Below are 12,011 nucleotides of genomic sequence, written 5' to 3'. Positions count from 1 at the left end.
GGACGGGGACTGTGACTATCCAGACGGCAGGGCCCGGCCAGGGGGGGGCTGTGGCCGCCCGTACGGCGGGGCCAGGGCGGAAACCGTGGCCGCCCGCACGGCGAGGTCAGGACGGCATCCGTGGCCGTCCGGGCGGCAAGGGCCGGGGCGGGGGCTGTGGCCGCCCGGTGGCGCGGGCTAGTCTGGCGCCGTAAAGCACTCGCGGGAGCCCGGACGTACCGGGCTGAGAGGGAGGCTGGGACGGCCTCCGACCGTACGAACCTGATCCGGGTCATGCCGGCGAAGGGAGGGGCTGGACGCCCATGCGTTCTTCCGATGTCCTCGTGGTCGGGGGCGGCATCATCGGCCTGGTCACGGCCTGGCGGGCCGCGCGGCGGGGACTGCGCACCGCCGTCGTCGACCCGGAGCCCGGCGGCGGCGCCGCCCGGGTCGCCGCCGGGATGCTCGCCGCCGTCACCGAACTCCACTACGGCGAGGAGACCCTGCTCGGCCTCTCCCTCGCCTCCGCCGCGCGCTATCCCGCCTTCGTCGCCGACCTGGAGGAGGCCACCGGGCACGACGTCGGCTACCGCGCCTGCGGCACCCTCGCCGTCGCCCTCGACGCCGACGACCGGGCCCATCTGCGCGAACTGCACGCCCTCCAGACCCGCTGCGGGCTCTCGTCCGACTGGCTCAGCGGACGCGAGTGCCGCCGCCTCGAACCGATGCTCGCGCCCGGCGTGCGCGGCGGACTGCGGGTCGACGGCGACCACCAGATCGACCCCCGCAGGCTCGCCACCGCCCTCCTCCTCGCCTGCGAACGCGCCGGGGTGGCCTTCCACCGCACCCTCGCCCGGCGGCTGACCGTCACCGGCGACCGGGCGCGCGGCGCCGAACTCGCCGACGGCCGGACGGTCGCCGCCGACCAGGTCGTGCTCGCCGCCGGCAGCCTCAGCGGACGCCTCGCGGGCGTACCCGACGAGGTCCTCCCCCCGGTCCGCCCGGTGAAGGGCCAGGTCCTGCGGTTGCGGGTGCCTCCCGCGTACGCCCCCTTCCTGTCCCGGACCGTCCGGGCCGTCGTCCGGGGCAGCCACGTCTATCTGGTGCCCCGAGAGAACGGCGAACTCGTCGTCGGCGCCACCAGCGAGGAACTCGGCTGGGACACCACGGTGACCGCCGGAGGGGTGTACGAGCTGCTGCGTGACGCGCATGAACTCGTCCCCGGCATCACCGAACTGCCCCTCACCGAGACCCTGGCCGGACTGCGCCCCGGCTCCCCCGACAACGCCCCCCTGCTCGGCCCCACCGCCCTGCCCGGACTGCACCTGGCCACCGGCCACTACCGCAACGGGGTCCTGCTGACCCCCGTCACCGGCGACGTCATGGCCGAGGCGCTCGTCACCGGCGCCCTCCCCGACGAGGCGCGCCCCTTCACCCCCCGCCGTTTCTCCCCCGCCCCTCCCGTACGACAGGAGCAGCCCGCATGATCGTGTCCGTGAACGGAGAGGCCCGCGAGGTCCCCGGACCGCTCTCCCTCGACGCCCTCGTCGCCACCCTCACCACGGCCCCCTCCGGGGTCGCCGCCGCCCTCAACGAGACGGTGGTGCCGCGTGGCGCCTGGGCCGTCACCCCGCTCGCCGAGGGCGACCGGATCGAGGTCCTGACCGCCGTGCAGGGGGGCTGAGCGCGATGTCCGACGACGTGTTCCTCCTCGGCGGTACGGAGTTCTCCTCGCGGCTCGTCATGGGCACCGGCGGCGCGCCCAGCCTGGACGTCCTGGAACGGGCCCTGATCGCCTCCGGCACCGAGCTGACCACCGTCGCCATGCGGCGGCTCGACCCGACCGTGCGCGGCTCGGTCCTCTCCGTCCTGGAGCGGCTCGGCATCCGGGTGCTGCCCAACACGGCGGGCTGCTTCACGGCGGGCGAGGCGGTGCTGACCGCGCGGCTCGCCCGGGAGGCGCTCGGCACCGACTGGATCAAGCTGGAGGTCGTCGCCGACGAGCGGACCCTGCTGCCGGACGGCGAGGAGCTGCTCGCGGCGGCCGAGACCCTGGTCGACGACGGTTTCACCGTGCTCCCGTACACCAACGACGATCCGGTCCTCGCCCGGAAGCTGGAGGACGCGGGCTGTGCGGCGATCATGCCGCTCGGCTCCCCCATCGGCTCCGGACTCGGCATCCGCAACCCGCACAACTTCGAGCTGATCACGGAGCGGGCCGGGGTCCCGGTGATCCTCGACGCGGGGGCGGGCACCGCGTCGGACGTGGCCCTCGCCATGGAGCTGGGGTGCGCGGCGGTGATGCTGGCGTCTGCGGTCACCCGGGCCCAGGAGCCGGTCCTGATGGCCTCGGCGATGCGGCACGCGGTCGAGGCGGGCCGCCTCGCCCACCGGGCCGGCCGCATCCCGCGCCGCCACTTCGCCCTGGCGTCCTCCCCGGAGACGGGCCGCGCCACCCTGGACCCGGAACGCCCGGCGTTCTGAACGGGAGGGCGACAGCGGCCCGGGGCCGGCCCCGGGCGGACTGGACACAGCGACCGGGGACTCGGCCCTGAAAGCTTCCGGCGCGGCCGGACTCCCGAGGCCGCGCCCCAGGACCGGCCGGGTCTTCGGCGCGGGAGGCTGGGGGCGGCCGGGAACTCGGCCCGGGGGCGTAGCGGCCGGAATTTCGGCACCGAGGGCTCGAAGCGGCCGGGCCCTCGGGCCCTGGGAAGCTCCGGTCAGCCGGGCCCTCGGCACCGGGAAGCTCGGGGTAGTCGGGCCCTCGGCCCCGGGAAGCCCGGAACAGCCAGGCCCTCGCCCCCTGGAAGCCCAGAGCAACCAGGCCCTCCAGCCGGGAAGCTCCGATCAGCCAGGCCCTCCAGCCGGGCCGCCCCCCGTCGCCCCGGGGCCCCCTCCCGTCCCGGTGCCCGTGTCACCGCTCCGGGCCGCCCGGCCGGGCGGCTGCCGGGTGGTGCCTTCGCTGCTCGTAGACTCGACGCCGTGGACACGACCCTTCAGGACCCCCTCGTCGGGCGGCTGCTCGACGGCCGCTACCGCGTCGACGCGCGCATCGCCGTCGGCGGGATGGCCACGGTCTACCGGGCCGTCGACACCCGCCTCGACCGCGTCCTCGCGCTCAAGGTGATGCACCCGGCCCTCGCGACCGACGCCGCCTTCGTCGAGCGGTTCATCCGCGAGGCGAAGTCCGTCGCCCGGCTCTCGCACCCGAACGTCGTCGGCGTCTTCGACCAGGGCGCCGAGGGCGCGTACGTCTTCCTGGCGATGGAGTACGTGGCCGGCTGCACCCTGCGGGACGTACTGCGCGAGCGGGGCGCCCTGGCCCCCCGGGCCGCGCTCGACATCCTGGAGCCCGTGCTCGCCGCGCTCGGCGCCGCGCACCGGGCCGGGTTCGTACACCGGGACATGAAGCCGGAGAACGTCCTGATCGGGGACGACGGCCGGGTCAAGGTCGCCGACTTCGGCCTGGTCCGGGCGGTGGGCTCGGCGACCGCCACCACCGGCTCGGTCCTCGGCACCGTCTCCTATCTGGCGCCGGAGCAGATCGAGCACGGCACCGCCGACACCCGCGCCGACGTGTACGCCTGCGGTGTCGTCCTGTACGAGATGCTGACCGGCGGCAAGCCGCACTCCGGCGACACCCCCGGCCAGGTCCTCTACCAGCAGCTGCACACCGACACGCCCGCGCCCTCCGCGACCGTCCCCGGCCTCGCCCCGGCCCTGGACGCGCTGGTCGCCACCGCCACCGCGCGCGACCCCGAGGCACGCCCGGACGACGCCGTCGCCCTGCTCGCCCTCGTACGGGAGGCCCGTGCCGGGCTCACCGACGAGCAGCTGGACGCCGTGCCCCCGCGATCCCGGTCCGGGGAGCGCAGCTCCGCCGAGGACCGCACCAGTGTGATCGCCCGCGCCGTACCGGCCCCCGCGGAGGAGCCGCCCGTCGCGCTCACGGACCGGATGCCGGTCCCCGAGGCTCCGCCCGGCGCCGCCCGGCGGCTGCCCCCGCGCGGCCCGCTGCTCCTGGTCGTCGGCGTGCTGCTCGCCCTGGGGCTCGGCACCGGCGTCTGGTACATCAACTCCGGCCAGTTCACCCGGGTCCCGGCCGTCCTCGGCCAGACCGAGGAGGCGGCCACCCGGCGGCTCGTCGGCACCGGTCTCGACGTCGGGGCGACCGAGCGCGCGTTCAGCGACGTGTACGAGCGCGGCACCGTCATGGCCGTCGACCCCGCCCCCGGCGAGCGGGTGCGGAGCAACGGCAGGGTCACCCTCACCCTGTCCCGGGGCCCGCGGATCGTGAAGGTGCCCCAGCTCAAGGCCAAGCCGCTCGCCGAGGCCCGGCGGGTCCTGGAGCGGGAGGGCCTGGCGACCGGGGTGGTCACCCAGTCCTTCAGCGACACCGTGCCGCAGGGCGCGGTGATCGGTTCCGACCCGGAGCCCGGCACCGAGCGGGCGCCGGACTCGGCGATCGCCCTGGTGGTCAGCAAGGGCACCCCGGTCCCGGTGCCGGACGTCACCGGGGAGAGCGTCCCCGCCGCCACGGCCCGGCTCCAGAAGGCCGGGCTGACGGTCCGGGTCGCCCCGGAGCGGATCAACTCGCCCGAACCGGCCGACGCGGTCGCCGCCCAGTCCCTCGCCGAGGGCAGCAGGGCCGCGAACGGCGACACGATCACCCTGACGGTCTCCAAGGGCCCCCGGCTCGTCGTGGTCCCGGACGTCACCGGCAAGACGACCGAGGAGGCCCGGACGGCCCTGAAGGCGGCGGGCTTCGGCGTCGAGGTGAAGAAGTCCTTCCCGTACCTCGGCGACACCGTCTCCGGCCAGTCCGTGGAGGGCGGCTCCACCGCCCCCGAGGGCTCCACCGTCATCCTCACGATCAAGGGACTGTAGGAAGCATGCGCAACCCCGTCGGCGGTCACGTCCCGGTGGCCGGTGGCCTCGCCACGGTCGGTCTCGGCTACGCCCGCGAGCTGGGCGCCGAGGCCGTGCAGGTCTTCGTCGCCAACCCGCGCGGCTGGGCCACGCCGACGGGCACCCCCGCCCAGGACGAGCGGTTCCGGAGCGAGTGCGAGGCCGAATCCCTCTCCGCCTGGGTCCACGCCCCGTATCTGATCAACTTCGGCTCCCACACCGAGGCCACCGCCGAGAAGTCGGTGGAGTCGATGCGGCACTCGCTGCGGCGGGGCCGGGAGATCGGGGCGAAGGGCGTGGTGGTGCACACCGGCTCGGCGACCGGCGGACGGCCGCGCGCGGTGGCGCTCGCCCAGGTGCGGGAGCTGCTGCTGCCGCTGCTCGACGAGCTGACGCACGAGGACGACCCGTATCTGCTGCTCGAATCGACGGCGGGTCAGGGCGCCTCGCTCTGTTCGCGCGCGGAGGACTTCGGGCCGTACTTCGACGCGCTCGACCGGCATCCGAAGCTGGGCATCTGCCTGGACACCTGCCATGTCTTCGCCGCCGGGCACGACCTCACGGGACCGCACGGGGCGGCGCGGACGCTCGACCAGCTGGTGGCGACCGTGGGCGAGGGGCGGCTGCGGCTGATCCACGCCAACGACTCGCAGGACGTGGTGGGCGCCCGGAAGGACCGGCACGCCAACATCGGCGCGGGCCACATCGGCGAGGACGGCTTCCGGAACCTGCTGCGGCACCCGGCGACCGAGGGCGTGCCGCTGATCATCGAGACGCCCGGCGGGAAGGCAGGGCACCTCGCGGACGTGGAGCTACTGAAGAAGCTCAGGGACTGACCCGGGGGCCGCGCCCCGGGGCGGACCGGGCCTGCTCGGGGCCGCGCGGCCCCGTCCGCGCCCCGGTGGACCGTGCGCTACAGCTCCGGTCCGTCGCCCGGTTCCTCCTGGTACGAGTAGCGCTGCTCCGTCCAGGGGTCGCCGAGGTTGTGGTAGCCGCGCTCCTCCCAGAAGCCCCGGCGGTCGGCGGCCATGTACTCCACGCCCCGGACCCACTTCGGGCCTTTCCAGGCGTACAGATGGGGCACCACGAGGCGGAGCGGGAAGCCGTGCTCGGCGGTGAGCAGTTCGCCGTCCTTGTGGGTGGCGAAGATCGTGCGCTCGGCGGCGAAGTCGGCGAGGCGCATATTGGCGCTGTAGCCGTACTCGGCCCAGACCATCACATGGGTGACCTGCGGCGCGGGTGGTGCGAGTTCGAGCACCGTACGGGCCTGGACTCCGCCCCATTCGGCCCCGAGCATGCTGAATTTCGTGACGCAGTGCAGATCGGCCACGACCGAGGAGAAAGGGAGGGCCGAGAACTGCTCGTGGTTCCAGCAGTGCTTCTCGCCGTCGGCGGTCGCCCCGAAGACCCGGAATTCCCAGCGGTCCGGCTTGAACTTGGGGACGGGGCCGTAATGGGTGACCGGCCAGCCGCGCTGGATCCGCTGGCCCGGGGGAAGCTCCGGCTGCCCCGCTTCCCGGTGTACTCCGCTCTCCGGCTGACCCATGCCTTCCATGGTGACAGACCGCGAGGGGTGGTCATGACCACGCTACGGCCGCCGGGTCCCATTCGGGGCAACTCCCACTAAGCGTGCACTTACTGGACGCCCTTCCCACCCGGGTGCGAGGATGCGGCCGTTCCGATTTGTGACGGCTTGGATACGCGAAACGGAAGGAGTCCCGTGATGCAGGGCGACCCCGAGGTCCTCGAATTCCTCAACGAGCAGCTGACCGGCGAGCTCACGGCCATCAACCAGTACTGGCTGCATTACCGCATCCAGGACAACAGGGGGTGGACGAAGCTCGCCAAGTACACCCGCGAAGAGTCCATCGACGAGATGAAGCACGCGGACAAGCTGACCGAGCGCATCCTGATGCTCGACGGCCTGCCGAATTACCAGCGGCTCTTCCACGTGCGGGTCGGCCAGACGCTCACCGAGATGTTCCAGGCGGACCGCCAGGTCGAGGTGGAGGCGATCGACCGGCTGCGGCGCGGGATCGAGGTGATGCGGGCCAAGGGGGACGTGACGTCCGCCAACATCTTCGAGGAGATCCTGGCCGACGAGGAGCATCACATCGACTATCTGGACACCCAGCTGGAGCTGATCGAGTCGCTGGGCGAGGCGCTCTACATCTCGACCCTGATCGAGCAGCCGAGCTAGTACGGGCCCATCGGGCGCCTAGGCGGCTTCCCCGAGTCCGACGACGGTGCCGGAGGCCAGGGCGGGGACGCCCTGGTCGAGGAGTTCGCGGCGGGGGCAGGTGCCGCGGCCGAGGAGGGCCTGGATGCGGCGGACGCAGGAACCGCAGTCCGTGCCCGCCTTGCAGGCGGAGGCGATCTGCCGGGGAGTGCAGGCGCCCGCGTCAGCGTGCTCCTTGACCTGCGCCTCCGTGACACCGAAGCAAGAGCAGACGTACATCGCGGTTCACCTCCCGCCGAGATCGATAAGGCTAACCTAACCTTACCCGGCGCCCGGGTGCCGCAAAAGCCCCGGATACGGCGATGGGGCACGGATCACATCGATCCGTGCCCCATCGCCGTATGGCCTTCGCCTACTGGTCCCGGTACATCTCCGCGACCAGGAACGCCAGGTCCAGGGACTGGCTGCGGTTGAGACGCGGGTCGCAGGCCGTCTCGTAGCGCTGGTGCAGGTCGTCGACGAAGATCTCGTCACCGCCGCCCACGCACTCGGTGACGTCGTCACCGGTGAGTTCGACGTGGATGCCGCCGGGGTGGGTGCCGAGCGCCTTGTGGACCTCGAAGAAGCCCTTGACCTCGTCGAGCACGTCGTCGAAACGGCGCGTCTTGTGGCCGGAGGCCGCCTCGAAGGTGTTGCCGTGCATCGGATCGGTGACCCAGGCGACGACCGCGCCGGAGGCGGTGACCTTCTCGACCAGCTCGGGGAGCTTGTCGCGGACCTTGTCGGCGCCCATGCGGACGATGAAGGTCAGCCGGCCCGGCTCGCGGTCCGGGTCGAGGCGGTCGACGTAGGACAGCGCCTCGTCCACCGAGGTGGACGGGCCCAGCTTGATGCCGATCGGGTTCGCGATGCGCGAGGCGAACTCGACGTGGGCGTGGTCGAGCTGCCGGGTCCGCTCGCCGATCCAGACCATGTGGCCCGAGGTGTCGTAGAGCTTGCCGGTGCGCGAGTCCGTACGGGTCAGGGCGCCCTCGTAGTCGAGCAGCAGCGCCTCGTGGGAGGCGTAGAACTCGACGGCCTTGAACTCGGCCGGGTCGGTGCCACAGGCCTTCATGAAGTTCAGCGCGTTGTCGATCTCGCGGGCGAGCGCCTCGTAGCGCTGGCCCGAGGGGGACGACTTCACGAAGTCCTGGTTCCAGGCGTGCACCTGGCGCAGGTCGGCGTAGCCGCCGGTGGTGAAGGCGCGGACCAGGTTCAGCGTGGAGGCGGAGGCGTGGTACATCCGCTTCAGCCGCTCGGGGTCCGGGATCCGGGACGCCTCGTCGAAGGCGAAGCCGTTGACCGAGTCGCCCCGGTACGTCGGCAGGGTCACGCCGTCACGGGTCTCGGTCCCCTTGGAGCGGGGCTTCGAGTACTGGCCGGCGATGCGGCCGACCTTCACCACGGGCACGGAGGCCGCGTAGGTGAGGACGGCGCTCATCTGGAGCAGCGTCTTGAGCTTGGCCCTGATGTGCTCGGCGGACACCGCGTCGAAGGCCTCCGCGCAGTCGCCGCCCTGGAGCAGGAACGCCTCGCCACGGGCGACGGCTCCCATCCGGGCACGCAGCTGGTCGCACTCGCCCGCGAAGACGAGCGGAGGATACGACCCGAGGTCCGCGATCACATCGCGCAGAGCCTCGGCATCGGGGTACTCGGGCTGCTGCGCCGCGGGCAGGTCTCGCCAGGTCGCCTCGGCGACGGCGTGGGAATCAGCGTTCACGGTCACACCACCACAGTACGGGGTTCTTCGTCCGGTCCTGTCCGATTGACCAATGGCTGAGACACGCGGGCGGGGACTCCCCCCGTGATCCCCCGCATTTCGGCCCGGTGTTACCCTCGGGCCCCGTTTCGCAAGAACACAGCAAATACTAAATAAAGTCGAACCACAGGGGTGGGTGTGACCCAGAGGCACCGCAGGGACCGCAAGAAGAAACGACTTCTCTACGGAGGCGCGGCCGCGGTCGTCGCCACCGCCACGCTCGGCACCCTGGCGGTCGCCTCGCCCGGCCTCCTCGCCGCGGACGGCGCCAAGGCGGCCGGGAGCGGGCTTCCCCTCCAGACCCAGTTCGCCGACGCGGCGCGGGAGTTCGACGTCCCGCAGAGCGTGCTGATGGCCGTCTCGTACCAGCAGACCCGCTGGGAGTCGCACGACGGCGAGCCGAGCACCACCGGCGCGTACAACGTCATGGGTCTGACCAAGGTCGACCCCGGCGACGTGGCGCGGAAGGTCACGGACGAGCAGATCGACCACTTCAACGGCTCGGGCCGTCCGGAGATCGAGAAGAAGTTCGACCGCGCGATGGTCCGGCGGATCCTGGAGAAGGCCGTCGTCGACACCGACGACCCCCGGCTGCACACCCTGGACAAGGGCGCCGAGCTGATCGGCAGCTCCACGGAGACCGTGGAGAACGACACCGCCGCCTCCATCCGCGCCGGTGCCGCACTGCTCGCGGAGTACCAGAAGCAGGCGGGCGCCGAGCTGTCCGAGGACCCGGGCGACTGGTACCCGGCCGTGGCCCGCTACAGCCAGTCCCCCGAGCGCAAGGGCGCCGACCTCTTCGCCCGGCGCGTCTTCGCCTCGATCAAGGAGGGTGAGCGGGCGCTCACCCTCGACGGCGAACAGGTCGCGCTGCCCGCCGCCCCGTCGGTCGAGCCGGTCAAGCCCTCGAACGTGCCGCTCGCGGCGACCCCCGCGGCCGTCACCGCCGATCCGGTCACCGAGTGCCCGGCCACGCTGAACTGCAACTTCGTGCCGGTCCGCACGGACCCGGGCGGCGCGAAGAACTACACGCCCGCCGACCGCCCCGACCAGGGCGTCGACATCCGGCAGATCGTCATCCACGACACCGAGGGCGGCTACCAGGGCTCGCTCGACACGCTGACCGACCCGAAGGGCGCGGGCAGCGCGCACTACCTGATCCGGGCGCAGGACGGTCAGGTCACCCAGATGCTGGAGAACAAGCAGCTGGCGTGGCACGCGGGCAACTGGACGCACAACATGCACTCCATCGGCGTGGAGCACGAGGGCTTCGCCATGAAGGAGGGGAGCTGGTTCACCGAGCCGCAGTATCGTTCCTCCGCCGAGCTGGTGAAGTTCCTGGCGAAGAAGTACGACGTGCCGGTCGACCGTGAGCACATCATCGGCCACGACGAGGTGGCGCTCCAGACGGACGGCCGGGTCTCCAGCCTCCACTGGGACGCGGGCCCGTACTGGGACTGGAACTACTACATGTCCCTCCTGGGCGCGCCGCAGGGCGACAAGGGCGCGGGCGCCCCGCTCCAGGCCGGTCAGGTGGTGCGGGTGGTGCCTCCGTTCACCCCGGACAACCAGCCGAAGCTGACCACGGGCGGCACGACGGCCACCGCACGCCCGGCCAACTTCGGCTACCTCTACACCACGCCGTCCACGAGCGGCACTCCGCTGAAGGACCCGTACTTCACCTCGTCCTGGTCCGAGGGCTCCAACTACGGGAACAAGGTCCGCGCGGGCGGTTCCTACGTGGTCGCCGAGTCCCGCACCGACTGGACGGCGATCTGGTACGCGGGCGAGAAGGCCTGGTTCTTCAACCCGGGCAACCAGTACACGGTGCCGGTGCGAGGTGCCACGACCGTCACGGTCAAGGCGGGCGCGACCTCGGCCAAGGTCTTCGGGCGCGCGTTCCCCGAGACCGCCGCCTACACCGCCGCCGGGCTGACCGCCCCGGGTGACGAGAACGCCTCCCTGACGAAGTTCTCCCTCCCCGCCGGTCAGTCGTACGTGAAGGCCGGTCCCGCGGTGAAGGGCGACGACTGGTTCGGCTCCGCCCAGAGGAACGTGGTCGGGCAGACCCTCTTCGTCCCGATCCGCTTCCACCACAAGATCACCTGGGTGAAGCAGAGCGACGTCGTGGAGGCGCCCGGCGTCGGCCCGGTCGCCTCGGACAACCGCTACAACCTGCTGGCCCGGGACGCCTCCGGCGCCCTCTGGCAGCACCAGGGCACCGGCAGCGCCACCACTCCGTTCCTGAGCCGCTACCGGGTCGGCGGCGGCTGGCAGGTCTACGACACGATCACCCCCATGACGGCTCTCCGCGCCGACGGCACCGGTGACGCCGTGGCCCGGGACGCCTCCGGCGTGCTCTGGTACTACCAGGGCAGCGGCAACCCGTCGGCCCCGTTCAAGGGCCGGCTGCGGGTCGGCGGCGGCTGGCAGATCTACGATCTGATCATCGGCGTCCGCGATCTGACCGGGGACGGCAAGGCGGATCTGATCGGCCGCGAGAAGTCCGGTTACATCTGGCTGTACGCGGGCACCGGCGACCCGGCCAGGCCCTTCGCCGCCCGGGTGCGGATCGGCAACGGCTGGCAGGTCTACAACAACATCATCAGCACCGGCGACCTGACCTCGGACGGCAAGCCTGACCTGATCGGTCGGGACGCCACGGGCACGCTGTGGCTGTACAAGGGCAGCGGCAACGCCGCGAGCCCGTACGCCGCCCGCGTCCAGGTGGGCAACGGCTGGCAGGTCTACAACAGCATCGTCGGCCCGAGCGATCTGACCGGCGACGGCAAGGTCGACTTCGTGGGCCGGGACGCCTCCGGCGCCCTGTGGCTCTACAAGGGCACCGGCAACGCGGCCTCGCCGTACGCCGGCCGGGTCCAGGTCGGCACGGACTGGCAGTCGTACAACCTGATCTTCTGATCTGGTCACGCTCCACTGCGGGGCCCGTTCCCACCGTCCACGGTGCGGAACGGGCCCCGCTTCCGTCCCCGGCTGGGTTACAGTGCTGCCATGTTCGCGCCCCTGAACCAGAACTGGTGGTGGACCGCTCATCCGGCGGCCCACTGATCGCGCGTACACCGACACACGCACAGGCCGCCCGAGGGGCGGCCTTTCTCGTACCCGGGGCCGTTCCTCTCCGCACTC

At 72.3% G+C, this 12,011-nt stretch carries 11 protein-coding genes and 1 riboswitch; of the genes, 8 read left to right on the top strand and 3 right to left on the bottom strand.

Going from position 1 to position 12,011, the window contains the following annotated elements; all coding sequences use genetic code 11:
• Positions 1-191: 191 nt before the first annotated feature.
• Positions 192-305, top strand: a riboswitch (TPP riboswitch).
• From thiO to BU197_RS08630, 5 genes are all read left to right on the top strand, one after another.
• Positions 303-1,466, top strand: coding sequence for a glycine oxidase ThiO (thiO, locus tag BU197_RS08650; protein WP_188267641.1), 1,164 nt, complete (start codon positions 303-305; stop codon positions 1,464-1,466). It overlaps the preceding riboswitch by 3 nt.
• Positions 1,463-1,663 carry a sulfur carrier protein ThiS gene (thiS, locus tag BU197_RS08645; RefSeq protein ID WP_188267640.1) on the top strand — a complete coding sequence of 67 codons (201 nt, stop codon included), beginning with the start codon at positions 1,463-1,465 and terminating at the stop codon, positions 1,661-1,663. Before thiO ends, thiS begins: the two co-directional genes overlap by 4 nt.
• A gap of 5 nt (positions 1,664-1,668) precedes the next feature.
• On the top strand, positions 1,669-2,463 hold the full coding sequence (locus BU197_RS08640; RefSeq protein WP_188267639.1) for a thiazole synthase: 795 nt from the start codon (positions 1,669-1,671) through the stop codon (positions 2,461-2,463).
• Positions 2,464-2,961: 498 nt separating this feature from the next.
• A complete protein-coding gene (gene pknB, locus BU197_RS08635) occupies positions 2,962-4,866 on the top strand; it encodes a Stk1 family PASTA domain-containing Ser/Thr kinase (RefSeq protein ID WP_188267638.1) in 1,905 nt (634 codons plus the stop codon).
• A 5-nt stretch (positions 4,867-4,871) separates the two neighbouring features.
• Positions 4,872-5,723 (top strand): deoxyribonuclease IV, encoded by an 852-nt coding sequence (locus BU197_RS08630; RefSeq protein ID WP_188267637.1) that lies wholly within the window; start codon positions 4,872-4,874, stop codon positions 5,721-5,723.
• Between the two features lie 77 nt (positions 5,724-5,800).
• Here the strand turns inward: BU197_RS08630 and BU197_RS08625 are convergent, their stop codons facing one another.
• Positions 5,801-6,433: a sulfite oxidase-like oxidoreductase gene (locus BU197_RS08625; RefSeq protein ID WP_188267636.1), complete on the bottom strand. Its 633-nt coding sequence runs from the start codon at positions 6,431-6,433 to the stop codon at positions 5,801-5,803.
• A 177-nt stretch (positions 6,434-6,610) separates the two neighbouring features.
• Between BU197_RS08625 and bfr the strand changes: the two genes are divergently transcribed.
• A complete protein-coding gene (gene bfr, locus BU197_RS08620; RefSeq protein ID WP_188267635.1) occupies positions 6,611-7,087 on the top strand; it encodes a bacterioferritin in 477 nt (158 codons plus the stop codon).
• 18 nt (positions 7,088-7,105) lie between these two features.
• Here the strand turns inward: bfr and BU197_RS08615 are convergent, their stop codons facing one another.
• Together BU197_RS08615 and BU197_RS08610 are read right to left on the bottom strand one after the other, a co-directional pair.
• Positions 7,106-7,345, bottom strand: coding sequence for a bacterioferritin-associated ferredoxin (locus tag BU197_RS08615; RefSeq protein ID WP_188267634.1), 240 nt, complete (start codon positions 7,343-7,345; stop codon positions 7,106-7,108).
• A 133-nt stretch (positions 7,346-7,478) separates the two neighbouring features.
• A complete protein-coding gene (locus BU197_RS08610; protein ID WP_188267633.1) occupies positions 7,479-8,831 on the bottom strand; it encodes a class II 3-deoxy-7-phosphoheptulonate synthase in 1,353 nt (450 codons plus the stop codon).
• Between the two features lie 171 nt (positions 8,832-9,002).
• Between BU197_RS08610 and BU197_RS08605 the strand changes: the two genes are divergently transcribed.
• Positions 9,003-11,786, top strand: a complete 2,784-nt coding sequence (locus BU197_RS08605; RefSeq protein WP_188267632.1) for an N-acetylmuramoyl-L-alanine amidase — start codon at positions 9,003-9,005, stop codon at positions 11,784-11,786.
• Positions 11,787-11,876: 90 nt separating this feature from the next.
• Positions 11,877-11,933: a trp operon leader peptide gene (locus tag BU197_RS31450; protein WP_223183714.1), complete on the top strand. Its 57-nt coding sequence runs from the start codon at positions 11,877-11,879 to the stop codon at positions 11,931-11,933.
• Positions 11,934-12,011 lie beyond the last annotated feature (78 nt).

This window comes from Streptomyces sp. CBMA291, from assembly GCF_014596525.1.
Classification (GTDB): domain Bacteria; phylum Actinomycetota; class Actinomycetes; order Streptomycetales; family Streptomycetaceae; genus Streptomyces.
The sequence above is the reverse complement of the archived record's forward strand: the minus strand, read 5'-3'. Positions and strand labels throughout refer to the sequence as shown.